A 24,001-nucleotide genomic window follows, 5' to 3' on the forward strand; every position below is an offset into this window, starting at 1 on the left:
AGGTGATTGTATGTGGAGCCTGCTAAGGCTGTCTGCAATATCACTATCAGTACTCATGATAGCTGGTTGCTCAGATCCCAAAATTGATACTAGCTCCATGCCTGCGTCGGTTGTCTCGGTTGAGAAAGTGCGTAACTCCTTGCCCACCTACAAACGCGATGAGTTTGATCAAGGCTTGATCATTATCGCCACGTCGACGTCGTTTAGTGGTATCGATATTCTCAACCCCCACCGCATGAATGCCGCCGAGATTGCCGAAACTGCCAATGTGCAAATGCATGGGTTAACGGGGGATCAGGTGATTCAGCGTGCCGATCAAATTCTGCGCGAGCGTCGGGCACGCGAACGCGAACAGGCTATTCGCACCTTAAAGCGGCTGGAAGAGAAGCGTGCAAAAGCCACCAGTGATCAGCAGCAGTTAGCGCGGTTTACCATTGACAGTGCTCGCTATTACATTGGCTCAAGCCCTTATGGCGCTCCGGAACCTGTGATTGATCTTACAGTGACCAATGACACGGATCAGGCCATTTCTGAGCTTCTGTTGAGGGGCGTGGTGACGAGCTCTGATCACTCAGCAGCTTGGGTAGACGAAACGTTTTACTACGTTGTTCCTGGTGGCATTGAGCCTGGTGAAACACTTGAGTGGAGCCTTGCGCCTAACCGCTTTGGCCCATGGGGGAATGCTCAAATACCCAGCGATGCAGAGCTGACGGTCACCTTGCAAGGGTTGAAAGGGCTTGATGAGCAGCCATTATGGGACTCCCCTGAGCTAACGGAACACGAACTGGCCAGGCTTGAGCAACTGCAGAAGGAGTATGGTGGCATTGCTTTCTCCCGTTTGGAGTGAGTCTCGTGTGGACTAAGCTCTTTGTGAGGTAAGCGATGCAAAAACCACAGCGCCCTAGCGGTTATCCGATAGGGCGCAAACATTTCTACCAATTATCTTTTCGCCAAACGGGGTTACTTACTCTTTGGCTTCATGGTCGGCGAGGGCGGCAACAATTGCCTCTTCCCACTGCCCTTCGGTTAACCCCCAATGCTCCATTTCTGACTGATCGGCGCTGCCTGCCGACGCCTCGCGTAGTTTATCGACGCTGCTGCTTTCATAGCAGTGCTTGGCGAAATCTTTGGTTTTGACATCTTTTAGCTGATTAATCATCGACATGTTGAGTTCCTTTCAAGGTCAATAGTGAGGTAATGCTCACTCAGTGTAGCTATTCTGGCCGCTTTTACCTGACTTGGTTCTCAACACTGCTTAGCTGAAGTGAGAAAAAAAGCGTAGAAAAGGTTTTCCGTGGGCTAGCCAGCCATCAGCGTATCGATAAAAATTTTACCGGCGATACTTGCCAGCAGCAGCATAACCAAATTATCAAACCAGCGGTGGGGCAGCCGATTGCCCAGGCGGGCGCCTAGGGGCATGGCGGCGAGTATCACCACAAGGGCAAAAATACTAAACAAAAAGCGTTCCAGAGTTAAAATGCCCGCGTTTAAAAGCGCCGGTATTTGAACACTGGTAATAGCGACGAAGAAGACTGAGATGGAGCCAATAAATACGCTTCGTTTCAACTGCATCGCATTGAGAAACGTAACCGAGGCTGGCGCCGACATGCCTGCAGCGCCTTGAAGCACGCCAGCGAGTAGGCCAATAGGGATCACTAGTCGCGCAGCGATATTAAAAGGCAGGGCGATACGACGTTTCATCACTTTGATGATCAGGTAAAGCACGATCACACCCGCGACACCCAGTGACAGTATTTCGGGAGATAAAACGACTAATCCCCAAGTGCCCAGAACGATGCCTAGCCCGCCAGCAATGGAGAAAGCTGCCAAGAAGCGCAAGGGTAGTAGGTGGCGTCGATATTGCCATACCTGTAAAGCATTACTAAATAGGTTAGGCGCGACTAATAGAGCGATAGCGAGTTGAACGTCGTACAGCATGGTGAGAATGGGTACGACAATAACCGGGACACCTGAACCGATGGCACCTTTGACGATACCTGCAACGAGTAGCGCTATAAACGCAATTAACAGCATAAGGTTACCGGCCCTTTTTAGCGCACAGCCGCCACGCAACCGGCAGCTGTGCGTATTGATTTTCTTCAGGATTAGGTTTTGTCTGAAAAGTCGGCGAGCGAAGGCCAGACAAGGCAAAAATCGGCGAAAAGACGGAGTTTACGTTGTGTAAATGAGTACTTTGAGCCGATTTTTAACGCCGTATGGTCGAGCGCAGCCAGTTTTCAGGCAGAGCCTAAACGCTGTTATTTCAGCACATAGCAGGGCACATAGTGCTGGCCATCGAGTTTCATGCGCCCTTGGGCTACAAACGAGGTGAGTAGCTCGTCAAGGCGTTGCATTAGTTCGGGCTCTGCGGTCAGTACAAAGGGGCCATGAGCTTCAATGGCTCGAATGCCAGCCTCTTTGACGTTGCCTGCGACGATCCCCGAGAAAGCGCGGCGCAGATTAGCAGCGAGCTCATGGGTAGGCTGCTGGCGGTGGAGCGCTAAGCCACGCATGGCGTCGTGTGTCGGTTCAAAGGTTGCCTGGAAGTCGCGCGCAATGGTCAATCGCCAGTTGTAGTAGAAAGCATCCTGATGGGTGCGTCGGAATTCAGCGATCTCATCGATGCCGTGGCGCATGGTGCGTGCAACCGAGACCGGATCGCCGGTAATGATGGTGTAGTAACGGCGGATATCCTCACCGAGGGTATAGACCAGAAATTCATCAATTTTCTGAAAGTAGGCCGCAGAATCAGCAGGGCCAGTGAAAATTAACGGAAAAGGAATATCCTGGTTGCTGGGGTGCAGCAGAATGCCCAGCAGATAGAGAATCTCTTCTGCGGTGCCCACCCCGCCAGGAAACACAATAATGCCATGGCCCAGGCGCACAAAGGCTTCCAAGCGTTTTTCAATGTCTGGCATGACAACCAGTTCATTGACGATGGGGTTAGGCGCTTCGGCAGCGATAATGCCGGGCTCTGAAACACCCAAATAGCGGCCTTCTTTACGCCGCTGCTTGGCATGGGCAACGTTCGCGCCTTTCATGGGGCCTTTCATTGCGCCAGGGCCACAGCCGGTACAAATATCTAAATCGCGCAGACCCAAGTGATAGCCCACATCTTTGGTATATTCGTACTCTTCCCGGGAGATAGAGTGACCGCCCCAGCACACCACCAGGCTAGGGTCGCGGCCGGGTTTGAGCGTGCCCGCTTTGCGCAGAATATGGAAGACCGCATTGGTGGTGCCTTCTCCCGTACTCAGGTCAAAACGATTGTGGTGCTGAATCTCATTGTAGACGTAAACGATGTCGCGAATGATCGAGGATAGATGCTCGCGGATACCGCGAATCATGCGGCCATCTACAAAGGCTTCGGCGGGGGCGTTAGTGAGCTTTAAGCGAATGCCGCGGTCTTGCTGCAGCACTTCAATATCGAAATCTTTATAGGCTTCTAAAATCGCCAGGCTATCGTCGCTGGGATTACCGCAATTGAGTACTGCCAACGCACAGCGCCGAAGAAGGTCGTGCAGACCGCTTTGAGAAGTTTTATGCAGTCGATTAACTTCATGCTGAGAGAGTACTTCGAGGCTCCCCTCGGGGGAAATGATGCTGGAAAGAGTGGCGCGAGGTTGAACGTTTTCGGTCATTAGCGGGGCTGTCCCTAATCGTTTGATGTCTCTTGGCATATTACCACGCCCAAGCGGTGGGTACAGCGCAGCGGCTGGCTCGCCGGGGTGTGCTATTATGAGGTCTATTTTATAGGGCGGCGGCAATAGCGTTTTTTGTTAGTTACTAAACTGTTGCCTAAAGCGGGTTCTCAAAGAGAGCTGCTAAAGACCGTTATCAAAGACCATGGCGCTTCACTATGTTCAATGCCCACTATTTTCGTACCTTTATTACGCTTGTTGAAACAGGCAGTTTTACCCGTACGGCGCAACGTTTAGAAATGACCCAGCCGGGCGTAAGCCAGCATGTACGCAAGTTAGAAGACTATTTAAATAAAGAGCTGCTAGAGCGCAAGGGGCGTAGCTTTACATTAACCGAATCGGGGCGGCGTGCTTACGATTACGCTTTAAAGTTATTTGCTGAGCATGAACAGTTCCGTCACGGGCTAGACGATGACTCTTTGGATAGCGGCGACTGCCGCATTGCCTCGCCGGGTAGCGTTGGCCTGATGTTCTATCCGTATATATTGGGGCAGCAGCAAATGCACCCCAATTTAACGGTCAACTATAGCTTTGCGTTCAACCACGAAATCGTCAATGACCTGCTTGAAGGGCGTTATGACATCGGGATAGTCACCGAGGCAATGCGGCACCCTGAGCTTAGCTGCAGCATTTGGCATGAAGAACCGCTCTGCTTGGTGGTGCCTGCAGATTTTGCGGGCAGCACGTTATCAGATTTAATGGGCATCGGCTTTCTCAATTATTACGACGGCATTAACCATGCCAATGCACTGCTGCGAGCCAATTACCCCGACGAGTTTCGCTCAATGACCCATTTCCGCCATCAAGGCTTTACCAATGAAGTCAGCATGGTGCTGGATGCAGTGGCCAGGGGGTTGGGCTTTAGCGTGGTATCGCGATTGGTATTGGAAACTTCGCCTTGGCAGCGCCAGGTAAAAGCGTTGAACCTGCCCAATGCGGTCAATGAAGTGCTCTATTTGCTGCGCCGCCGCGACTCGGTGCTGCCTAAGCGCTACGCGAAGCTGTTAGACGGTTTTCACGCTCAGCGTCTGCAAGAAAAAACGCCCTTGATGCCGTCTAATTGATTAGGCACCAAGGGCGTTTTCGTTACTTAGAGCGCTATCGCTTCACATCTTGCCAGCTTTGCCGCTAGTTGCGATATTCGTCGATGCTAGGGCAGGAGCAGATTAACTGACGGTCACCGAAAACGTTATCGACGCGGTTAACGGCGGGCCAGTATTTAGCGGCTTGAACAGCCGCGGTCGGGAAGGCGGCCAACTGGCGGTCATAAGGCCGCTGCCAGTCGCTATCCATTAGATCCGCCTGGGTATGTGGCGCATTGACCAGCGGATTATTATCCAACGGCCATTCGCCGCTCTCCACTCGGGCGATCTCGTCACGAATGGCAATCATCGCATCGCAGAAACGGTCGATTTCATACAGCGACTCAGACTCAGTCGGCTCGATCATCAGCGTGCCCGGCACTGGGAACGACATGGTTGGTGCGTGAAAACCGTAATCCATCAAACGCTTGGCGATATCCTCCTCGCTAATCCCAGAGGTCGCTTTGAGCGGACGAATATCGATTATGCATTCGTGGGCAACGGTACCGTTCTGACCGCGGTATAGAATCGGGAATGCTGCTTCCAATCGTTTGGCAATGTAATTGGCGTTTAGGATGGCAAGCTCGGTAGCTTCCCGCAGCCCGCGGGCACCCATCATCTTAATGTAGGCCCAGGAAATGGGCAGAATGGAAGCACTGCCGAAGGCAGCCGCGGAGACTGCACCGCTATCAGTGTTGACGCCGTTGATAGGTGTTACCACATGGTTTGAAACGTAGGGCACCAAGTGGGCTTTCACGCCGATAGGGCCCATGCCCGGGCCGCCGCCACCGTGGGGAATACAGAACGTTTTGTGCAGGTTAAGGTGAGACACATCGCCGCCAAAATCGCCAGGACGGGTTAACCCTACCTGGGCGTTCATATTGGCGCCATCGATATACACCTGACCACCGTTGTCGTGAACGATCTTGCACGCTTCGCGTACGCTGGTTTCAAACACCCCGTGTGTGGATGGGTAGGTCAGCATAATGGCGGAGAGCTTATCGCTATGCTGTTCAGCTTTAGCGCGTAAGTCCGCTATGTCGATATTGCCGTTTTGATCGCACTCGACCACCACCACCTTCATTTGCACCATGGCTGCCGAGGCAGGGTTGGTGCCGTGGGCAGAGCTTGGAATCAAGCAGACATCGCGATGACCTTCGCCTTGGGCCGCTTGGTAACGACGAATTGCCACAAGGCCTGCATATTCACCCTGAGCGCCGGAGTTAGGCTGCATCGAGAGGTGATCGTAACCGGTGACTTCGACCAGGAAGGCCGAGAGCTCGTCGATCATTTGATGATAGCCAGCCACCTGGTCGCGAGGTGCAAAGGGGTGAAGGTGCGCAAACGAGGGCCAGGAGACGGGGATCATTTCGCTGGTGGCGTTGAGCTTCATGGTGCAGGAGCCGAGCGGGATCATTGCATGGGCAAGCGACAGATCCTTATTCTCCAGACGCTTTAAGTAGCGCAGCATTTCGGTTTCGCTGCGGTAGCGGTTAAAGGTGGGATGGCTCAAGAAGTCGCTTTCGCGCTGGCATGCCGCGGGAATGCCGGAAGCGCCGCTAGCTACCACTTGCTCGTCCAATACTGCAACGGCAAGGCCGTGCTCATCGCCCAGCAGCACATCAAACAATGTGGCTACATCGTGGGCGGTGGTGGTTTCATCCAGGCTAATACCGACATCGCCATTGCCGAAGTAGTGCAGATTAATATCATGGGTCATGGCTCGGCCATGGATCTTACCTGCATCAACACCTGTCAGACGTAGCGTATCAAACCAGCTGTCATGAGCGAGCGATACGCCTGCCTGCTTAAGGCCTTCGGCAAGCAGGGTGGCTAGGCGATGAACGCGGCCGGCAATTTTGCGCAACCCTTCTGCACCGTGATAGGTGGCATAAAAGCCTGCGATGTTGGCCAGAAGCGCCTGGGCGGTACAGATATTGGACGTCGCTTTCTCGCGGCGGATATGCTGCTCGCGGGTCTGCATTGCCATGCGCAGGGCGGTGTTACCACGGCTATCTTTTGATACGCCGATGATACGCCCAGGAATCGAGCGCTTGAGCTTGTCGGATGTAGCAAAGAACGCCGCGTGAGGGCCACCAAAGCCCATGGGTACGCCAAAGCGTTGGGAGTTGCCCACCACAATATCCGCGCCCAGCTGGCCGGGTTCTTTAAGCAGCACCAGACTCAAAAGATCGCTGGCCACGCAGGTCATTATATTGCGCTCAGCCGCGGCGCTTAATAGCGGTGCCAGATCGCGCACTTCACCACTGGCAGAGGGGTACTGAACCAGGGCTCCAAACACATCGTGGCTGGCCAACTCTTCTGCAGGGCCGGTGATCAGCTCAAAGCCAAAGAACTCGGCACGGGTTTTAACGACATCCAGCGTTTGCGGGAAAACATCGTCGGCGACGAAAAAAGCGTTGGATTTGCTTTTCTTATTACCACGCTTACACAGCGCCATGGCTTCGGCGGCAGCGGTGGCTTCGTCGAGCAGCGACGCATTAGCCAGCTCCATGCCGGTTAAATCCATGACCACCTGCTGGAAGTTAAGCAAGCCTTCCAGGCGTCCTTGAGAAATCTCCGGCTGGTAGGGGGTGTAGGCCGTGTACCAGCCTGGGTTTTCCAATACGTTGCGCTGAATCACCGCGGGCATATGGGTGCCGTAATAGCCCTGGCCAATATAGCTCTTAGCCACGCGGTTCTGGCGCGCGAGCTGCGCTAGGTACTCTAGCGCCTCTGATTCGCTGCGCGGTTCATCAAGCGCTAGCTCACGGCCAAGACGGATATCGCTCGGCACGGTCTGTTCAATCAGATCTTCCATGTGCTGCATGTTGAGCGCTTTTAACATGGTGGCCACGTCATCTTGACTTGGACCATTATGACGTTTGATAAAAGCATCGTGATCGGCCAGCTCGGCCAGACGGCGTGTTTCAAGAGACATGAAGAAGATTCCGGACGTTAAGAGAGAACCGTGCAGGGCGTTAAGCGAAGAGCCTGCCATAAAGGATAAAGGCAGGCCCTAATATATGATTCAGCTACCGCCTTTAGTCGTCGGCGCTTAGCGTTGCTTGATAGGCATCTGCGTCGAGCAGGCCATCAAGTGAGTCGCTGTCTAAACGCACTTTCATAATCCAGCCGCCTTCGTAAGGCGCTTCATTGACTGTTTCAGGTGCGTCTTCAAGAGCGTCATTGACCTCAATGACTTCGCCAACAACCGGTGAGTAGAGATCAGAAGCAGCTTTTACCGATTCGATAACGCCAAACTCTTGCCCTTTGTTCAGCGCTGTTCCCACTTCAGGCAGTTCAACAAACACGACATCGCCGAGCGCCTGCTGGGCGTGATCAGTTATACCCACGGTCACGGTGCCGTCCTTATTATCCAGCACCCACTCGTGGCTTTCTGCGTAACGAAGATTGGTAGGAAGATTGCTCATGGTGTTTTCCTATATGAAACAGTTTTCTGGGCCCGAGCATACTAGCGGTTGCCGTTCGCCTTGGCGACTAGTGACTGGGGTAGATCGAGCGAATAAGCAAGCATGTTAACGTGTTTCCAATCGGAAACAAATTTCTTCGTTGCTTCAAAGCTTGCTTGGTAGCGTTATCGGTTCAGCTACTTTTCGCCGGGTTTGTGCAGAAGATCGGGTTATGAAAAAAGCGGTATCCTCTATGCACAAGCGACATCACCCTAGATGCTAGCTAAGTTTATGGTGTAAAACATTCAAATCGTGCGCTAACCAACAATAGCGTCGTTAGGACTAGCCCGTAATCGCAACAAGCCAATAATACACACCAATATTGCATACCAACAAAGCGAGGAGATGAACATGGAAGCATTAACTAGCCTCTTAGGGGCGATCAACGGCGTGGTCTGGGGGCCCGTCATGTTGATTCTGCTACTCGGTGTGGGGATCTACCTGCAGCTTGGCTTGAAACTGATGCCGATTAGAAAGCTCGGCATGGGCTTCAAGCTAATGTGGGCGGGGCGTGATGCGAAACCTGGGGTGGGTAAAGCGGCAGTTGCCAAAGAGGGAGACGAAGGGGAAATATCTCCTTTTAATGCCTTGATGACCGCACTCTCTGCGACCATCGGTACCGGTAATATTGCCGGTGTCGCCACAGCCATTGCGTTAGGTGGCCCTGGCGCTGTGTTTTGGATGTGGATTACCGCACTGGTGGGTATGGCCACTAAATTTGCTGAAGCGGTGCTGGCCGTGCGCTATCGTGAAACCGATAGCACTGGCTACCACGTGGGCGGGCCGATGTTTTACATCAAGAATGGCCTGGGTAAAAAGTGGCTATGGTTGGGCGGCCTGTTCTCATTTTTTGGCGCTGTCGCAGCCTTCGGGATCGGCAATACCGTTCAGTCCAACTCCGTTGCTGACGCCATGGACGCCACCTTCGGCGTGCCGCACTGGCTCACGGGGGTGGTCATTATGGTGCTGGCTGGCGCGGTGATTCTGGGCGGTATCAAGCGTATTGCTAAAGTGGCGGGCAAGTTGGTGCCGATTATGGGCATTGCCTACGTAGTGGCTGGCTTGTTGGTATTGATCGTCAATGCCGGGCAGATCGGTGAAGCTTTTGGTTTGATCTTCTACTATGCCTTCAACCCCATGGCGGCCGCAGGTGGTTTCGCGGGCGCCGCCGTCATGGCGGCGATTCGTTTTGGTGTGGCACGCGGGATCTTCTCCAACGAAGCGGGTTTGGGTAGTGCGCCGATCGCGCACGCGGCGGCCAAAACCAAAAATCCAGTGCGCCAAGGCTTAATCGCGATGTTGGGCACTTTTATCGATACCATTCTTGTGTGCACGATTACCGCGTTGGTGATTTTGACCTCAACGGTTTGGCAAGAGGGTGAAGCGGGGGCGTCGCTGACCGCGCTTTCGTTTGACGCTGCACTGCCTGGCTTTGGCAATCAGATTGTCGCCATTGCGTTGGCGATTTTTGCCTTTACCACCATCCTAGGCTGGTCATTTTACGGTGAGAAGTGCTGCCAGTTCCTGTTTGGCACTCGCTCTATTATGATCTATCGGGTGCTGTTCGTACTGGCCATCCCGCTGGGCGCCATCGCTCAACTGGGCTTTATCTGGCTCATGGCGGATACCTTCAACGCCATGATGGCGATCCCGAACCTGATTGCCTTGGCACTGCTTTCGCCGGTAGTCTTTAAGCTAACCAAGGACTATTTCGACGGCAAAGACGTATTGCCGGGTGAAGCACTGGATCACGACCAATAATACCCGCAGCGCGTTCATCGGCGCTGTAGGTGAACGTGAATAACAGGAGAGTCGGGAAGGCACTTAATCAGTGGCTTCCCGTTCTCTTTTTTGAGCGAACACTTTTAAGCGAGGAAAGCCCCTATGTCTGAATTAAAGCAAACGCCACTGCATGCGCTGCACCTCAAGCTAGGCGCCAAGATGGTACCTTTTGCTGGCTACGATATGCCGGTGCAGTATCCGCTGGGGGTCAAAAAAGAACATGAACACACCCGTCAAAAGTGCGGGCTGTTCGATGTCTCCCATATGGGGCAAATCAGCGTTTCCGGTGACGGCGTGGCCGAAGCCCTGGAAACCTTGATTCCTGCCGATTTGATGAGCCTTGAGAAAGGTGCCCAACGTTACGGGCTGTTCACCAACACAGAAGGCGGCATTATTGACGACCTGATGGTGGTCAATGCGGGTGATCACTTCTATCTGGTAGTGAATGCCGCCTGTAAAGATCAGGACTTGACTCACCTGCGCCTCAATTTGGCGTCAACCCATACCATTGAACCTTTGGATCGTGGCTTACTGGCGCTCCAAGGGCCTCAGGCGCGGGATGTCATGCAGCGGCTTTGCCCTGAAGCCTGTGAGCTTGTGTTTATGCAGCATGGCCGCTTCACCATTGCTGGGCAGGAGGTTTGGGTGAGCCGCAGCGGCTATACCGGTGAAGATGGTTTTGAAATTTCCGTCGCCGCCGATGCTTGCGAAGCCTTCGCTGAGCAACTGCTAGCTGAGCCTGAAGTCGAAGCGATTGGCCTGGGAGCGCGGGACTCGCTGCGTTTGGAAGCGGGTTTATGCCTGTATGGCCACGATATGGATGAGCAAACCACCCCGATAGAAGCAGGTCTAATTTGGGCGATTGGCAAGCCCCGTCGTCGTGGCGGTGATCGGCCGGGAGGTTTTCCAGGCGCCGATGTGATTCTTCATCAGGTCGATGCCAAAGATCACACCCGCAAGCGTGTTGGGCTGTTAGCTGAAGGTCGCGCGCCGGTGCGTGAGGGTGCGCCGCTTGTGGATGAGGCAGGCAATGAGATTGGAATCGTTACCTCCGGCAGCTTTGGTCCCAGCGTCGGTAAGCCTGTGGCGATGGGTTATGTCACTCGCGAGCAGGAAGCACCGCAAAGCACTGTATTCGCGGTGGTACGCGGTAAACAGTTACCTATGGTGGTAACTCCCACGCCGTTTGTAAAGCCGGGCTACTATCGCGGCTAGAAGCGTGTCCATCTACCCGCGGCCCCTGCTTAAGCTAGGGGCCGTTGCTTTATTATGAGGGACGGTTTCAAGCGAGTGTTTTAGCGCAGAACCTGCTTGGGATCGATGGGTTTGCCGCCTTGGCGCAGATCAAAGAGTAGATCATAGCGTTGGGTGGCACTGCTTTGACCTACCTCACAAAGTGGGTCTCCCGCGCTAACCTGTTTGCCTACCTTGACCAAAATGCGCTCGCAAAGGGCGTATACGGTTTGGAGGTTATTGGCATGGTGCACAATCACCACTTCACCCAACTGACGCATACCGTCGGCAAAGCGTACTTCGCCAGGGGCGACGGCTTTAGCCTGAGCGCCAGCTTGAGTAGCCAGCAGCATGGGCTGCAGGGTGCCTCGGCTGTCTGGCCCGAAGCGGCGAACCACTCGATAATCCTCCAGCGGCCAGGGCCAGCGCCTGGCTGATGAGGGTAGCGCCTGACTGGGAGCGCTGCTGGTAGGTGCAGCGGCAGGCTTGTTAGCGCTTGAAGAGCTGCTACTGTTTGCTGAGCTTCTAGATGAACTTCGCGCCGCTGAACCGCTAAGGGGGAGGCTGACTATTTGGCCAATTCTCAAATTAGTGGGAGAGGCACTAGGGTTGGCACTCTGAATGCGGCCACTGGTAGTGCCAAAATGTCGGGCGATGCTCGAGAACGTATCACCAGGACGGATTTGATAGCGGTAGGGGCCACCTGAAGGTGCCCGCTCCTGCTGGGTAGGAATTAATAGACGTTGCCCAATTTCCAGGCGCCGCGTATCGGCACCTGGGTTAAAGCGCTCCAAGCGTTCCAGTGGCACGTTAGCCCGGGCCGCCAGCTTACCCAGCGTGTCGCCACGCTGTACTTGCACCCAGTTGCCACTGATCTGGCTGGCGCTAGGAGCGGCTGCTCGCTGGGATGACGATGGAGGAGCGCTGGAACAGCCGGTCAGTAGTCCCGCTAACAGCCAAACAGTGAGCCAGCCGGCTAGGCGTGATCGGTTCGGCTGTCCAGCATGCCATCTTTTTCCAACCAGAGTGCATTGATCCATGTGTGGAAGCGTTCCTTATGCTGCTTTTCTTCGTGGTTTTCTGATGCGTACATCCACTCAGGAATGCTGAGTTGCCGTGCCTGTAATGTTATGGGCGCTTCCCTGCCGCATAAAAAGCCCCAAAACGTCGGCGAGGGGTTAGCGTAGCTGATCGTCACATCCAGGATACCATCCAATTGGTTGCCTAGCAGACTAAGTACTTGGGCAATGCCGCCCGCTTTAGGGCGTAATAAGTGGCGGTAGGGGCTCTGCTGGGCATCGCGTTTGGTAACCGAAAAGCGGGTGCCCTCGACAAAATTAAAAATCGCAATGGGCGAGTGCCTTGCCTGCTGACACATCCGTTCGGTAGCTGCTCGATCAATGGTGGCCAGTTTAGGGTTTTTAGCGACTTGTTCGCGGCTAAAGCGGCGCATAAAAGGAAATTCTAGTGCCCAAAAAGCCAACCCTACGATGGGGATCCAGATTAATTGACGTTTTAAGAAAAAACGTGGCATGGGGATACGCCGATGCAACGCCATCAACAGCATAAAGATATCCGTCCAACTGCGGTGGTTGGATATCACCAGCCACCACTGCTGTGGGCTCAAATTATCAGGTACGCTGGCGTGTAGCACGGGTTTGAGCCAGTGCCGCATCCACCAAAGATTAACGCCTATCCAGTTAAGCGCAACGCCATTCAGCCCCTGCAACACTAACTGTTTAAGCCGCTGCCCTGGGGCAATGACTTTAAGTAGCGTCAGCAGAATGAGAGGTACGCCCCAGAACAGCGTGTTGAGCGTTAGCAGCAGAGCGCTAATCAGCCCCTTTAAAATAGGCATACCACGTTTCCTTACCGTCAGACCAATAACGTAATACTGAATGCTAAATGATCCTAGCCACGCTGCCCAGCAGAAACCTACAGCAATTCATTAGCTTGATGATGTTTTAGGCGAGCGGCAGTGAAGGGGCTTGGACGGTGTTCAAGAGAACGGTGCGCAGTGCATGGGTGGCTACGGAGAGCTCTTGGTGAGTCAAAATGCCGACCCGGCAGGAGATAGCGGGCGCTGTCAGCGGTATGCAGCGAGCGCCCAGTTCATGCATTTGACGAATGCACATGGAAGGCACAGCGCTGACGCCCAGACCGTCGGCAACCATCCGCCCCACGGTGGAGAGCTGGTGGCTTTCAAAGGCCACAGTGAGCTCCATATCCTGTTTGCTCAGCTCCTGTTCCAATAAACGACGTACCATGGAGGGGCGCTGAAGAGTAATGAAATCGTAGCTTAGCAGCGTCGACCAGGCGAGCTGGGTGTTCTGGGTTAACGGAGAGCCAGTCGGCACGACCGCCACAAAATGGTCTTCAAACAGCGGCGTAAAGAGCAGGCTGCCGGTACCCTCCGGAGAAAAAGCGATCCCCATCTCTACCTGTCGGGAGCGCACCATGGCGGTAACCTCCTCGTTGATGACATCGTGCACGGTTATGTTGATTTTGGGGTACTGTTGGCGAAATTTAACCAGCGCCGCAGGGAGTAAGTTACCGGCAAAGGCGGGCATCGCCGCCACGCTAAGGCGCCCCAGCTGGAGGGTGAAGCGCTGGCGCAAACGCTCCTCGGTATTGTCCCACTGGGCCAGCAGATGTTTGGCTAGCGGTAGTAGCGACTCGCCTTCTGGGGTTAATCTGACGCTGCGGGTGCTACGAATCAGCAGTTTGCCACCCAGGGACTCTTCCAGGCCTTTAATTGCCAGGCTTAGCGCTGGTTGGGATAAATGCAGGCGCTCGCAGGCTTGAGTAAAGCTGAGGGTTTGGGCGACCGCCAGAAAGGCGCGCAGCTGTTTGACGGTCATAAAGCACCTTTTATAAGTTTAAAAAATAAATTGATAAGAAAAACAAACTTAACAAATATATCATCTCGCACAACACTGGCACTATCGTAAGCTTCAGTTCGCGAATTTTTGACAGCACTCATCTACGATAACACTGATCATCAACAACAATGTGAGGCACAACAATGGCAGGATTCGATAAGCGTGTAGCTTCCTACGAAGAGGCTATGGAAGGCATCGAAAGCGGTATGACCGTCATCGCCGGTGGCTTCGGGCTCTGCGGTATTCCCGAAAACCTGATTGCCGAGATCAAGCGACGCGGCGTCACTGACCTTACCGTGGTATCCAATAATTGCGGTGTCGATGGTTTTGGCTTGGGAATACTGCTTGAAGACCGCCAAATCAGTAAGATTCTGGCCTCTTACGTAGGTGAGAATGCCCTGTTTGAGAAGCAAATGCTCAACGATGAGATTGAAGTGGTGTTAACGCCTCAAGGCACATTGGCGGAAAAAATGCGCGCAGGCGGCGCTGGTATTCCCGCCTTTTACACCGCTACCGGTTACGGCACGCCGATTGGTGAGGGGAAAGAGGTTCGCGAGTTTAATGGCCGACACTGTATTTTAGAAGAAGCCATTGTAGGTGATTTTGCCATAGTGAAAGGCTGGAAGGCGGATCGCTATGGCAATGTAATGTATCGCCATACGGCGCAGAATTTTAACCCCATGGCCGCCACGGCGGGGAAAATTACCGTGGTGGAAGTTGAAGAGATCGTTGAACCGGGTGAGCTTGAGCCTAGCCAGATCCATACCCCAGGAATTTATGTGGATCGGATTATTCAAGGCACGTTTGAAAAGCGGATAGAGAAACGCACGGTGCGCAGCTAATACGCCGCGCCTTCAAACGCAACACTAGCTTCTCATTTAACGATTCAACAAGAGGAAGTCACCATGGCTTTAACACGAGAACAGATGGCTCAGCGTGTCGCCCGCGAACTTCAAGATGGTTTTTACGTCAACCTGGGCATTGGTATTCCCACCCTGGTTGCCAACTATATTCCGGATGGCATCGATGTCATGCTGCAATCCGAGAACGGTCTGCTGGGGATGGGCCGCTACCCCACCGAAGACGAACTTGATCCAGATATGATTAATGCGGGTAAAGAGACGGTGACGGCGCGCCCAGGCGCAGCGATTTTTTCTTCCGCAGAATCATTTGCGATGATTCGTGGTGGCCACGTGGATCTCACCGTGCTGGGGGCTTTCGAGGTGGATCAGCAGGGCAATATCGCGTCCTGGATGATTCCAGGGAAGTTGATCAAAGGCATGGGCGGTGCCATGGATCTCGTTGCCGGTGCCGACAATATCATTTGCACTATGACCCATGCCTCTAAGCACGGCGAATCCAAGCTATTGGAAAAATGCGAACTACCGCTGACCGGCGCAGGCTGCATTAACCGCGTGTTGACAGATTTAGCTTATCTTGAAATCAAAGACGGTGCCTTTATTCTCAAGGAGCGCGCTCCGGGCGTAAGCGTTGAGGAAATCGTCGAGAAGACGGCGGGCAAACTGATTGTGCCTGACCATGTTCCCGAAATGACGTTTGATGCCGAGTAAGTACGCTCCCATTAGCCCGAATGATAAACAGCCGAAGGTTAGAGGGTTAAATAAACTGCACAGTGAGACGCTAGCGCCATTACTGCTAGCGTCTCAGGCCATTTCACAGCGCGTATGGTGGGGTAGCAGTAAATCGGCAATATGCTCGTGATTATCTTCAACGTGCTTTTGGGCTAACGCCAGGCCGCCTAGGCAGAGGCGATGTTCATCGCCATTGGCGAAGACTGTTTTCTGTGGTGTGGTGGGGTAGAAGCGGTGATCAAGCAGTGATGATACCGTGAAGACACCGTTTTGCTGGCCCTCAAGGCTTGGCATGCCCACTTCACTTAGGCGTTGATCCAGCGTTTTCAAGGGCTCCCCCAACTGCCCACAATCAAAGCCAGCGTGATGCAATCGAGGGCCCATCACCGCTATCCAGGCAGCCAAGGGGTGAGCTTGCTGTAGCTGTTGATAAAGCGCCCAGCTAGGCATCGGCCAGGGGCGACCGCGGCAGAGCAAATTATGCCCCTTGCAATCCTGAGGGTGAGATTGTTGCACCAGCCCTTCAATGGCTTCCCGGGGCGCCTTGGACAATGTGCCTATTTGCAGTTCTGCCAGCACCAGCCAACTACTGCCGTCGCTTGGCGCGAGTAGTTGCACTAATAGGCCTTTATCGGCCATGGCGTAATGGCCCATGACGCGATAGCCCATATGAGCTAAATTGCCGGTAAGCGCGGCAGCGGCAAAGGGCCCGTAATTGAGCGTTACCAGCGTTAAATATTCAGCCGCCGTTGATAGTGGCCAAAGTCTAAGGGCGCCGATGTCGGGATGGGTATGTACATAGTCAAGCCACAGCTGCTGAACGAACTCCTGACGCTGCATGGTGAACTCCTTGCCTAAAGTGGCACACCTAGCGTGAGCCATTAAATAACTGCTCAGTATAGGCAAGCGGGGTAAGCAAGGGTTCAACGGCTATTAACGAGCGGTTAAACGGCAAGTAGCTGTTGATCGCGGACAAACTGATCAAATTCAGTAAAGCCGCCTACATGGGTTTGATCGACAAAGACCTGCGGGACAGTGTGAATGGGTTTACCCGCTGTTTTGGCGATATCTTCTTTAGTGACGCCTTCAGAGGGCATATCCACATAGCGATAGCCTTCAATTTTTCCGACTTTTTCCAAATGCTCGGCCAGCTGTTTTGCGCGTACGCAGAAAGGACATGACATCCGACCAAAAATAACCACGAACATAGGTGGTGCTCCTTTACGATAAACTGAGTAAGTTATCAGGTAGACAGTAACTGAAGGGTAAATAGCCGTTTGGCTAAGCGATAAATTCGCGCCCATTGTGGCTGAGCAGAGCTCGTTTCGCCAATAGTAGCTCGCTACACGAACCATTAATGTCCGTTATCACCTGGGAAAACCAACAAGCCTATGCAAACGCTCACCGCTGACGAATACACCTTTCTTACTGATCTGTCGAAAGCGTACCGAGATAGGCACTTGCCATCCATTAAACGAAAAAGTGACTGGAACCCGCGTTTAGGGGTTGATGCGCTATGCTTCCAGCATCATGGCGCTAAGCACATGGTGGGGGCGTTGATTACGCCCTGCGAGCTGTGGCTGGTTGCAGTGCCTGACCACTCCCTGCTGACCGAGACTCTGGCGGATACGCTTACGCTTTCTCTGCCTTCAGGCACATACCCACTATCTCTTGAGCGCTTGCCAGGCGGCTACGGACTCTATAAGCGCGCCATTTTGCGAGATTTAAGCGAGCTGGAGAGCATGCAGGAGGCCGCGAGGCTGGCGCAGCAAATGATGGCGCGTTTAATGCAACCCGATGAAGGGCTCAACGCCTAAGTGCAGCCAGCTATACTGTCAGGATTTCTACAAACAGTATCTTCCATCCACGCAGTGAAAAAGGAAATTACCCATGACTTCCCAAGCCGTTACAACACCGCGAGTTGCGCTGGTAACCGGTACTAGCAGCGGGATCGGTGCCGCTGTGGTTAAGCACTTTTGCGAATTAGGTCATCAAGTGCTTGCCGTCGATTTTAATCCGGCGGGTAAGGCGGTCGCTGAAAAATCCGGCGCGGCGTTCTTTGAGGCGGATCTAACCGATCCCGACGCCTGCCGTGCGGCGGTGGCGGATGCGGTCAAGCGCTTTGGCGGTGTTGATATATTGGTCAATAACGCTGGGATTCAGCACGTTGCCCCGATTGAGACCTTCCCCGAGGAAAAGTGGCGTCAGATTATGGACTTGATGCTAACGGCGCCTTTCTTACTAACACAGGCGGCTTGGCCGCATATGCGTGAAAAGGGTTGGGGACGCATCGTTAACGTGGCCTCGATACACGCTCAGGTGGCTTCACCAGGGAAGGCGGCGTACATCAGTGCCAAACACGGCATGATTGGTTTGACCAAAACGGCGGCGCTAGAGGGCGGTGAACAAGGCATCACCGCGAATGCGGTATGTCCTGCCTATGTGAAAACCCCGTTAGTGGACAACCAAATCGCCGACCAGGCTAAATTGCACGGTATGGATAAGCAGGAGGTCATCGAGAAAGTCATGCTCAAACAGGCGGCCATCAAGCGCTTGATCGAACCTGAAGAGGTGGCGCAATTAGTCGCTTATCTGGCATCCGACGCAGCCGGTGCTGTGACTGGCTCAAGCTTTAATATCGATTTAGGCTGGACGGCGCATTAATTAATCAGTTTGGCCCCGCCAGTGACCTTGATGTGGTTGGCGGGGTGCTTTGTTGCAGGCTTTAACGACGTACGGGGCGTTTTTGTAGTTTGCGCTGCAGGGTGCGGCGGTGCATGCCCAGCGCTCGTGCGGTGGCGGATATATTGCCGTCGTGCTCCTGCAGCACTTTCTGAATATGCTCCCAGGTGATGCGGTTAATCGATGGCGGATTGTCTGCAAGCTCAATATCCGGGTCACCGCTTTGGCGCTCGAATGCGGTTAATACATCGTCGGCATCCACCGGCTTACACAGGTAGTTAACCGCGCCGAGCTTAATCGCCTCCACTGCGGTGGCAATGCTGGAGTAGCCGGTCAGCACCACAATGCGACACTGGGGCACGGTGGCAAGCAGCTCCGGAAGCAGTTTTAAACCTGAGCTGTTTTCCAGTTTTAAATCAAGGGTCGCCATGGTGGGTGAATGCTGCGCGGCCATGGTCAGGGCCTGCTCGGCATCGTGGGCAACTATAACGTCGTAACCGCGGCGCGTAAGGGCACGGTTCAGCACATGACAAAACATTTCATCGTCATCTATGATTAGCAGGCGTTGCTCTCGCGTTTGCATGTTGTCCTCAATCCATAACTGGCGGTGCTTGGGGCGGGCGCGATTAAGTTGGCGCTGCGCAGCGGGGCAGCGTGACTTCCGTTAGCGTACCCCCTTCCGGGTGATTATACAGGCTTACACCACCACCAAAGCGATTGATGGTGGCATGGGTTAAAAACAAGCCGATGCCCATGCCTTTGCTTTTAGTCGAAATAAACGTCTCACCCAACTGGTCGGCGATCGACATGGCGACACCTGGGCCATGGTCACGAATATCGATCACCACGCTCTCACTCTGCCAGTCTAAGCGTATGGCAATGTGCTCAGGATTGGCGTCAGCGGCGTTATTGAGCAAATTGGTCAATGCTTGGTCGAGCGTGGCATCGACGGCCAGCCAAGGTCTTCCGCGTTTCTCTGCCACATCGAACTGATGGCTCACATCAGGACGGAGCACCAACCAGCGCTGAACAACCCCCGCTAACCACACTTCTGCATCGAGCACTTCGGGTTCTGCCATACGCCGCCGGTCAGCGTTGGAGACCAAATTTTGTAGACGTGATTTGCATACGTCGACCTGCTGGCGCAATAAGTTAATGTCCTGATCAAGCGTCGAATCGGCGGGGGCATCGGCCTGCATCTCTTTGAGGAGGACTGCCATGGTAGAGAGTGGTGTGCCCAGTTCGTGGGCAGTGCCCGCGGCCTGGGTCGCGACCGCCAACACCTGCTCATTGCGCAGGGCCGCTTCCCGAGTGCGGGAGAGCGCCTGATCACGGCTACGCAGCGCGTGAGCCATTTTGTAGATAAAAAAGGTTACCAGCCCCGCAGAGAGGCCAAAGTTAAGCCACATGCCTAGTATATGCAGGCTCAAGGGGCTATCACTGTTGATATGGCCCAGTTGCGGGATGGGGTGGTAGGAGAACATTAAAAAGGTATAGCCCGCCATGGAGCATGCGGCGATGATCCAGGCATGGCGCCAGGGCAGGGTGGCGGCGGCGATGGTAACCGGCACCAGGTAGTAGGTAATAAAAGGGTTGGTGGAACCGCCCGAGAAATAGAACAGTAGTGTTAAGCCGGTGATATCGGCAAGTAAATGCAGCAAATACTCAAGGTGCGTCACCGCGCGGGGACGGCCCAGGCGCCACCAGGTGGCAATATTGAGTACGCCCATTGAAATGACCACGCTCACCACGGCGGTCACCGGTAAATCGAAGGCGAGCAGTTCAACGCCCACCACAATAGCCAATAAGAAACCGGTCCAGGTGATGCCGCGCACAATAGTCAGCCGCACCAAGTTTCGGTTGGGAGTAGAAAGCGGAAGGGGTAGGGCAGTTTGCATTTTGGGCTTACTTGGTCTTGGCTTTAAAGCCATGAATGACAGATTTAATCAACAGGGTCATCACGTAGGTTGTCCAGCCAGCCGACGCCAATATATTGAACAGCAGCATTTTAGGCGGCAACCAGGCGCTACCCAATAACGCTTCAAGCATGATGTGGAGGAACATCGCCAGCAGCAACGGCAGAGCCAGGGTATGGATCCACATATCGGTGCGTCGCTTGCGAATATGGTAGCGGCGCAACAGGTAACGCAGTGGCCGATGAGCCCAGCAGAAAACCACTAGAGCACCAATCACCAATAAGCTAGCAAGAGTGGGTTCTGTGCTGCCGATATGAACGGAGAGCGAAATCGACCAAGCGAGGCTTAGCCACATCAATCCTTCCAGGCTGGCAATAATATCCGCATAGCGGCGCACGTTCTGCATAAACAACCGAATCCTTAGCGTCAAAACTAACTTTTATAAACGACTGCAAAAACTAACCGTTAGATCTGGATCTTGAAAGAGCTGTGTCTCTAAAACAGCGCCGCCATAATACGATACTTGGGCTGGGGTGTGGGCACTTGAGGAGCGGATTTATCCCATCGCGCAATTGCGTATACTGTACATGGCGTATTTTACCCGACTTAACACCACTACAGGACATGCCGTGGACACTGTAACACTGACCCGCCCCGATGACTGGCACCTTCACTTGCGCGACGATGAGGCGCTCAACGCGGTGGTAGGCCATACCGCAGCGCAGATGGGGCGGGCGATCATTATGCCCAATCTCACCCCGCCGGTTACCACTACGGCTCAGGCGCTTGAGTATCGTCAGCGTATTCTTGCTGCCTTGCCAGCGGGCAGTACCTTCGAGCCCTTAATGGTGCTCTATCTCACCGATACAACTCCACCGGAAGAGATCGAGCGCGCGGCACAAAGTGGCATTGTCAAAGCGGTGAAGCTTTACCCGGCGGGTGCCACGACTAACTCCGATTCAGGGGTGACCGATTTGGCCCACTGTGACGCCACTATCGAAATGATGGCTAAGGTTGGCATGCCACTTTTGGTGCATGGTGAAGTCACCCATGCTGAGATCGATATTTTTGATCGCGAAGCGGTGTTTATTGAAACAGTGCTAAAACCGCTGCTGGAACGCCATCCGGCGCTGAGAGTAGTGTGTGAGCATATCACCACCCAGCAAGCCGCAGAGTTTGTTGCCCAGGCACCGGATAATGTGGCCGCCACCATTACTGCGCATCACCTGCTTTTTAACCGCAATAAGATGCTGGTGGGTGGGATTCGTCCTCACTACTACTGCCTGCCCATTCTAAAGCGTGAGCAGCATCGCCAGGCGCTGCTTAAAGCAGCCACCAGCGGTAGCCATAAGTTCTTTTTGGGCACCGATAGCGCGCCCCACTCCCAGGGGGCTAAAGAGTCAAGCTGCGGCTGTGCCGGTGCCTATACTGCCCCCGTGGCCATTGAGCTTTACGCCACCGCCTTCGATGAAATGGGTGCCCTGGATAAGTTGGAAGCCTTCGCCAGCCTGAATGGGCCGCGTTTTTATGGGTTATCGGCTAACGCAGACACCATTACGCTAGAGCGACGGGGTTGGACACTGCCGGAGAGTTATCCTTACGCTCAGGGAGAGAACATTATTCCATTGCTGGCGGGGGAGACGCTTAACTGGGCGGTTAGGTCTTAACAAGCCAGGTCTTAACAAGCGCCGTCGACGCTTTAACGGTCGACGGCTCCAAGCGCTTAGTAAGCCCTGTTAGACGTTGCCAAGTTGCTTAAGCATTTGGTCAACCATGCGCGATGAGTGGTCGGCGGCCACTTCCAGAAATTCATCGAAGGAGAGGTGGTTGTCGCCACTGCCAGGAATGTCAGAGAGCGCGCGGATCACCACGAAGGGGCACTGGTAGAGGTGGCACGTTTGAGCAATGGCTGCGCCCTCCATCTCTACCGCAAGCATGCTAGGGAACTGGGCACGGGTAGCGTCTACCCTTGCAGGGTCAGCCATAAAGGCGTCACCGGTAGCGATCAAGCCTTCGCGTACCTGGACTTCACCTAACGAGACGATGGCATTACGCGCCACTTCTCGCAGCGATTTGTCGGCCAAGTAGGCGGCGGGCATTCCCGGCACTTGGCCTATCTCGTAGCCAAATACCACGGCGTCGACGTCGTGATGGCGTACTTCGTCTGAAATGATTACATCGCCAATGGCTAAATCGGCGGCAAAGCCACCGGCGGAACCGGTATTGATAATGGCATCGGGCTGATGGCGCTCTAATAAAATAGCCGTGCCTACTGCGGCATTGACCTTACCAATCCCTGACTGCAGCACAATGACCTCAAGGCCGTAACGCGTGCCGGTATGGAAGACAAAACCCGCGTGCTCGTAGCGTTGGGGATTGTCCAACTGACTCACCAAGGTGCTCACTTCCTGCGCCATTGCGCCAATAATACCAATACGCTTCACTGCGCCATGCTCCTACATTAAAAGTGGTGTTGTTTAACTCAGGCGTGCTCTAGGGGAGCTAAATCGTGCTTCTCGGCGGCTTCAAGGGTATTTTCCAGCAGAGTAGCTACGGTCATCGGCCCCACGCCGCCAGGTACGGGGGTGATAAAGCTGGCGCGTTCGGCGGCGGTGGCAAAATCAAGATCGCCTTTTAACGTGCCATCCTCCTGACGATTGATGCCTACGTCGATCACGATAGCGCCCGGCTTAATCCATTCGCCTTTCACGATACCCGGCTTGCCGACGGCCACGACCAGGATGTCGGCTCGGCTTACGTGATCTTCAAGGTTGCGGGTAAAACGGTGACATACGGTGGTGGTACAGCCTGCCAGCATCAGCTCCAGCGCCATAGGGCGGCCTACAATGTTAGAGGCGCCCACAACGGTGGCATCTAAGCCGCGTAGCGCAATATCGCTCTGTGCCAGTAGGGTCATGATTCCTTTCGGCGTGCAGGGGCGTAGGGCGGGCATACGCTGCGCTAAGCGGCCAATGTTGTAGGGGTGAAACCCATCGACGTCTTTGCCAGGCAGAATACGCTCTAAAATGGGCTCGGCATCGAGATGCTTGGGCAGTGGCAGTTGAACCAAGATGCCATCAACGGTCGGGTCGCTGTTGAGCTGATCAACCAGGGCTTCCAGTTCATGCTGTGAGGTTGTAGCGGGTAGGGCATGCTGAAAGGAGAGAATGCCAGCTTGTTCGCAGGCGCGGTGCTTATTGCTGACATACACATGAGAGGCGGGATCGTCCCCGACCACAACCACGGCTAGTCCCGGTGCCCGTCCGCCGGTTTGACGGCGTGCAGCGATCTTTTCGGCAACCTGTTGGCGGACAGTAGCAGCGATGGCTTTGCCATCGATTAGTTGGGCGGTCATGTAATGGAGTCCCTGTGAATGTTAAAAATAGCCTAGGCATTAAAGCGCTCAAGCCACAGCGCTTTAAAGGCGGTAATTTTCGCACGCTGGAGCATCCAGGCAAAGCGCCTTCACGAACAATCACTTTAATGGTTGACTTTAAAATTAAAAATAGTAATATATGCCTCGCTTGAGACGGGCAGCACGGTAGCGTCTAAGGTGATAAAAATCGGGATGTAGCGCAGTCTGGTAGCGCGCCTGCTTTGGGAGCAGGATGTCGGGGGTTCGAATCCCTCCATCCCGACCAATCACTTAGCATGAAAG

25 protein-coding genes and 1 tRNA gene are annotated in these 24,001 nt (G+C 54.1%); 11 read left to right on the top strand and 15 right to left on the bottom strand.

All coding sequences use genetic code 11. The annotated features are described in order from the left end of the window. The first annotated feature begins 55 nt into the window (after positions 1 to 55). On the top strand, positions 56 to 847 hold the full coding sequence (locus LMS44_RS11000; RefSeq protein WP_340146502.1) for a DUF6694 family lipoprotein: 792 nt from the start codon (positions 56 to 58) through the stop codon (positions 845 to 847). 117 nt (positions 848 to 964) lie between these two features. On the opposite strand, the gene LMS44_RS11005 is transcribed toward LMS44_RS11000, so the two are convergent. From LMS44_RS11005 to ppnN, 3 genes are all read right to left on the bottom strand, one after another. After that, complete coding sequence (locus LMS44_RS11005; RefSeq protein ID WP_022523524.1) at positions 965 to 1,165, bottom strand: hypothetical protein; 201 nt, start codon at positions 1,163 to 1,165, stop codon at positions 965 to 967. A 134-nt stretch (positions 1,166 to 1,299) separates the two neighbouring features. After that, positions 1,300 to 2,034, bottom strand: coding sequence for a sulfite exporter TauE/SafE family protein (locus tag LMS44_RS11010; protein ID WP_022523523.1), 735 nt, complete (start codon positions 2,032 to 2,034; stop codon positions 1,300 to 1,302). A 224-nt stretch (positions 2,035 to 2,258) separates the two neighbouring features. Beyond that, a complete protein-coding gene (gene ppnN / locus LMS44_RS11015; protein WP_022523522.1) occupies positions 2,259 to 3,641 on the bottom strand; it encodes a nucleotide 5'-monophosphate nucleosidase PpnN in 1,383 nt (460 codons plus the stop codon). Positions 3,642 to 3,859: 218 nt separating this feature from the next. Here ppnN and LMS44_RS11020 point away from each other — a divergent pair, with 218 nt between their 5' ends. Further along, on the top strand, positions 3,860 to 4,765 hold the full coding sequence (locus LMS44_RS11020; protein WP_009286662.1) for a LysR family transcriptional regulator: 906 nt from the start codon (positions 3,860 to 3,862) through the stop codon (positions 4,763 to 4,765). A 64-nt stretch (positions 4,766 to 4,829) separates the two neighbouring features. Here the strand turns inward: LMS44_RS11020 and gcvP are convergent, their stop codons facing one another. Together gcvP and gcvH are read right to left on the bottom strand one after the other, a co-directional pair. Then, positions 4,830 to 7,724 (bottom strand): aminomethyl-transferring glycine dehydrogenase, encoded by a 2,895-nt coding sequence (gene gcvP / locus LMS44_RS11025; RefSeq protein ID WP_159176776.1) that lies wholly within the window; start codon positions 7,722 to 7,724, stop codon positions 4,830 to 4,832. A gap of 103 nt (positions 7,725 to 7,827) precedes the next feature. Further along, complete coding sequence (gene gcvH, locus LMS44_RS11030) at positions 7,828 to 8,217, bottom strand: glycine cleavage system protein GcvH (RefSeq protein ID WP_022523520.1); 390 nt, start codon at positions 8,215 to 8,217, stop codon at positions 7,828 to 7,830. A gap of 390 nt (positions 8,218 to 8,607) precedes the next feature. Between gcvH and LMS44_RS11035 the strand changes: the two genes are divergently transcribed. Then, positions 8,608 to 10,017 (top strand): alanine/glycine:cation symporter family protein, encoded by a 1,410-nt coding sequence (locus tag LMS44_RS11035; protein ID WP_027959396.1) that lies wholly within the window; start codon positions 8,608 to 8,610, stop codon positions 10,015 to 10,017. A 123-nt stretch (positions 10,018 to 10,140) separates the two neighbouring features. Then, entirely contained in the window at positions 10,141 to 11,253 is a 1,113-nt protein-coding gene (gene gcvT, locus LMS44_RS11040; RefSeq protein WP_022523518.1) for a glycine cleavage system aminomethyltransferase GcvT, read from the top strand. A gap of 80 nt (positions 11,254 to 11,333) precedes the next feature. Here gcvT and LMS44_RS11045 read toward each other — a convergent pair whose 3' ends face one another. The 3 genes from LMS44_RS11045 to LMS44_RS11055 form a co-directional block, all read right to left on the bottom strand. Beyond that, a complete protein-coding gene (locus LMS44_RS11045; protein WP_159177928.1) occupies positions 11,334 to 12,131 on the bottom strand; it encodes a LysM peptidoglycan-binding domain-containing protein in 798 nt (265 codons plus the stop codon). Between the two features lie 116 nt (positions 12,132 to 12,247). Then, positions 12,248 to 13,129 carry a 1-acylglycerol-3-phosphate O-acyltransferase, YihG family gene (gene yihG / locus LMS44_RS11050; protein WP_022523516.1) on the bottom strand — a complete coding sequence of 294 codons (882 nt, stop codon included), beginning with the start codon at positions 13,127 to 13,129 and terminating at the stop codon, positions 12,248 to 12,250. Between the two features lie 106 nt (positions 13,130 to 13,235). Further along, on the bottom strand, positions 13,236 to 14,132 hold the full coding sequence (locus tag LMS44_RS11055; RefSeq protein ID WP_022523515.1) for a LysR family transcriptional regulator: 897 nt from the start codon (positions 14,130 to 14,132) through the stop codon (positions 13,236 to 13,238). A gap of 164 nt (positions 14,133 to 14,296) precedes the next feature. Between LMS44_RS11055 and LMS44_RS11060 the strand changes: the two genes are divergently transcribed. Next, entirely contained in the window at positions 14,297 to 14,995 is a 699-nt protein-coding gene (locus tag LMS44_RS11060; RefSeq protein ID WP_009286666.1) for a CoA transferase subunit A, read from the top strand. A 63-nt stretch (positions 14,996 to 15,058) separates the two neighbouring features. Next, the gene (locus LMS44_RS11065; RefSeq protein ID WP_022523514.1) at positions 15,059 to 15,724 is read left to right on the top strand and encodes a CoA transferase subunit B; all 666 of its coding nucleotides are present in this window, start codon (positions 15,059 to 15,061) and stop codon (positions 15,722 to 15,724) included. Between the two features lie 93 nt (positions 15,725 to 15,817). Here LMS44_RS11065 and LMS44_RS11070 read toward each other — a convergent pair whose 3' ends face one another. Further along, the gene (locus LMS44_RS11070) at positions 15,818 to 16,585 is read right to left on the bottom strand and encodes a VOC family protein (RefSeq protein WP_022523513.1); all 768 of its coding nucleotides are present in this window, start codon (positions 16,583 to 16,585) and stop codon (positions 15,818 to 15,820) included. Between the two features lie 104 nt (positions 16,586 to 16,689). Next, positions 16,690 to 16,953: a GrxA family glutaredoxin gene (locus LMS44_RS11075; protein ID WP_022523512.1), complete on the bottom strand. Its 264-nt coding sequence runs from the start codon at positions 16,951 to 16,953 to the stop codon at positions 16,690 to 16,692. A gap of 183 nt (positions 16,954 to 17,136) precedes the next feature. Between LMS44_RS11075 and hybE the strand changes: the two genes are divergently transcribed. Further along, a complete protein-coding gene (gene hybE / locus LMS44_RS11080; protein WP_022523511.1) occupies positions 17,137 to 17,562 on the top strand; it encodes a [NiFe]-hydrogenase assembly chaperone HybE in 426 nt (141 codons plus the stop codon). Positions 17,563 to 17,635: 73 nt separating this feature from the next. After that, positions 17,636 to 18,409 carry a 3-hydroxybutyrate dehydrogenase gene (locus LMS44_RS11085; RefSeq protein ID WP_498947273.1) on the top strand — a complete coding sequence of 258 codons (774 nt, stop codon included), beginning with the start codon at positions 17,636 to 17,638 and terminating at the stop codon, positions 18,407 to 18,409. Positions 18,410 to 18,470: 61 nt separating this feature from the next. On the opposite strand, the gene LMS44_RS11090 is transcribed toward LMS44_RS11085, so the two are convergent. The 3 genes from LMS44_RS11090 to LMS44_RS11100 are packed head-to-tail and all read right to left on the bottom strand — an operon-like array spanning position 18,471 to position 20,749. Then, on the bottom strand, positions 18,471 to 19,010 hold the full coding sequence (locus LMS44_RS11090) for a response regulator transcription factor (protein ID WP_009286672.1): 540 nt from the start codon (positions 19,008 to 19,010) through the stop codon (positions 18,471 to 18,473). Between the two features lie 43 nt (positions 19,011 to 19,053). Then, positions 19,054 to 20,325, bottom strand: a complete 1,272-nt coding sequence (locus tag LMS44_RS11095; protein ID WP_022523509.1) for an ATP-binding protein — start codon at positions 20,323 to 20,325, stop codon at positions 19,054 to 19,056. Positions 20,326 to 20,332: 7 nt separating this feature from the next. Continuing rightward, the gene (locus tag LMS44_RS11100) at positions 20,333 to 20,749 is read right to left on the bottom strand and encodes a hypothetical protein (RefSeq protein WP_022523508.1); all 417 of its coding nucleotides are present in this window, start codon (positions 20,747 to 20,749) and stop codon (positions 20,333 to 20,335) included. 223 nt (positions 20,750 to 20,972) lie between these two features. Between LMS44_RS11100 and pyrC the strand changes: the two genes are divergently transcribed. Further along, a complete protein-coding gene (gene pyrC, locus LMS44_RS11105) occupies positions 20,973 to 22,010 on the top strand; it encodes a dihydroorotase (RefSeq protein WP_022523507.1) in 1,038 nt (345 codons plus the stop codon). 69 nt (positions 22,011 to 22,079) lie between these two features. Here pyrC and mtnN read toward each other — a convergent pair whose 3' ends face one another. Continuing rightward, positions 22,080 to 22,787, bottom strand: a complete 708-nt coding sequence (mtnN, locus tag LMS44_RS11110; RefSeq protein WP_022523506.1) for a 5'-methylthioadenosine/S-adenosylhomocysteine nucleosidase — start codon at positions 22,785 to 22,787, stop codon at positions 22,080 to 22,082. A gap of 38 nt (positions 22,788 to 22,825) precedes the next feature. Beyond that, the gene (folD, locus tag LMS44_RS11115) at positions 22,826 to 23,698 is read right to left on the bottom strand and encodes a bifunctional methylenetetrahydrofolate dehydrogenase/methenyltetrahydrofolate cyclohydrolase FolD (protein ID WP_009286677.1); all 873 of its coding nucleotides are present in this window, start codon (positions 23,696 to 23,698) and stop codon (positions 22,826 to 22,828) included. A gap of 14 nt (positions 23,699 to 23,712) precedes the next feature. On the opposite strand from folD, the gene LMS44_RS11120 reads away from it, so the two are divergent. Together LMS44_RS11120 and LMS44_RS11125 are read left to right on the top strand one after the other, a co-directional pair. Continuing rightward, complete coding sequence (locus LMS44_RS11120) at positions 23,713 to 23,871, top strand: hypothetical protein (protein WP_022523505.1); 159 nt, start codon at positions 23,713 to 23,715, stop codon at positions 23,869 to 23,871. A 36-nt stretch (positions 23,872 to 23,907) separates the two neighbouring features. Further along, positions 23,908 to 23,984: transfer RNA gene (locus LMS44_RS11125), tRNA-Pro, on the top strand. The last annotated feature ends 17 nt before the right edge of the window (positions 23,985 to 24,001 follow it).

It is taken from the genome of Halomonas profundus (genome assembly GCF_020865425.1).
GTDB lineage: Bacteria > Pseudomonadota > Gammaproteobacteria > Pseudomonadales > Halomonadaceae > Vreelandella > Vreelandella titanicae.

Coding starts and splice junctions, on each gene's coding strand:
- LMS44_RS11020 (WP_009286662.1), top strand. CDS start 3,860: ATGTTCAATGCCCACTATTTTCGTACCTTTATTACGCTTGTTGAAACA.
- LMS44_RS11075 (WP_022523512.1), bottom strand. CDS start 16,953: ATGTTCGTGGTTATTTTTGGTCGGATGTCATGTCCTTTCTGCGTACGC.
- LMS44_RS11055 (WP_022523515.1), bottom strand. CDS start 14,132: ATGACCGTCAAACAGCTGCGCGCCTTTCTGGCGGTCGCCCAAACCCTC.
- LMS44_RS11085 (WP_498947273.1), top strand. CDS start 17,636: ATGACTTCCCAAGCCGTTACAACACCGCGAGTTGCGCTGGTAACCGGT.
- LMS44_RS11005 (WP_022523524.1), bottom strand. CDS start 1,165: ATGTCGATGATTAATCAGCTAAAAGATGTCAAAACCAAAGATTTCGCC.
- LMS44_RS11010 (WP_022523523.1), bottom strand. CDS start 2,034: ATGCTGTTAATTGCGTTTATAGCGCTACTCGTTGCAGGTATCGTCAAA.
- gcvH (WP_022523520.1), bottom strand. CDS start 8,217: ATGAGCAATCTTCCTACCAATCTTCGTTACGCAGAAAGCCACGAGTGG.
- LMS44_RS11035 (WP_027959396.1), top strand. CDS start 8,608: ATGGAAGCATTAACTAGCCTCTTAGGGGCGATCAACGGCGTGGTCTGG.
- LMS44_RS11060 (WP_009286666.1), top strand. CDS start 14,297: ATGGCAGGATTCGATAAGCGTGTAGCTTCCTACGAAGAGGCTATGGAA.
- LMS44_RS11100 (WP_022523508.1), bottom strand. CDS start 20,749: ATGCAGAACGTGCGCCGCTATGCGGATATTATTGCCAGCCTGGAAGGA.
- gcvT (WP_022523518.1), top strand. CDS start 10,141: ATGTCTGAATTAAAGCAAACGCCACTGCATGCGCTGCACCTCAAGCTA.
- folD (WP_009286677.1), bottom strand. CDS start 23,698: ATGACCGCCCAACTAATCGATGGCAAAGCCATCGCTGCTACTGTCCGC.
- gcvP (WP_159176776.1), bottom strand. CDS start 7,724: ATGTCTCTTGAAACACGCCGTCTGGCCGAGCTGGCCGATCACGATGCT.
- ppnN (WP_022523522.1), bottom strand. CDS start 3,641: ATGACCGAAAACGTTCAACCTCGCGCCACTCTTTCCAGCATCATTTCC.
- LMS44_RS11090 (WP_009286672.1), bottom strand. CDS start 19,010: ATGCAAACGCGAGAGCAACGCCTGCTAATCATAGATGACGATGAAATG.
- LMS44_RS11065 (WP_022523514.1), top strand. CDS start 15,059: ATGGCTTTAACACGAGAACAGATGGCTCAGCGTGTCGCCCGCGAACTT.
- LMS44_RS11000 (WP_340146502.1), top strand. CDS start 56: ATGATAGCTGGTTGCTCAGATCCCAAAATTGATACTAGCTCCATGCCT.
- yihG (WP_022523516.1), bottom strand. CDS start 13,129: ATGCCTATTTTAAAGGGGCTGATTAGCGCTCTGCTGCTAACGCTCAAC.
- LMS44_RS11070 (WP_022523513.1), bottom strand. CDS start 16,585: ATGCAGCGTCAGGAGTTCGTTCAGCAGCTGTGGCTTGACTATGTACAT.
- hybE (WP_022523511.1), top strand. CDS start 17,137: ATGCAAACGCTCACCGCTGACGAATACACCTTTCTTACTGATCTGTCG.
- LMS44_RS11095 (WP_022523509.1), bottom strand. CDS start 20,325: ATGCAAACTGCCCTACCCCTTCCGCTTTCTACTCCCAACCGAAACTTG.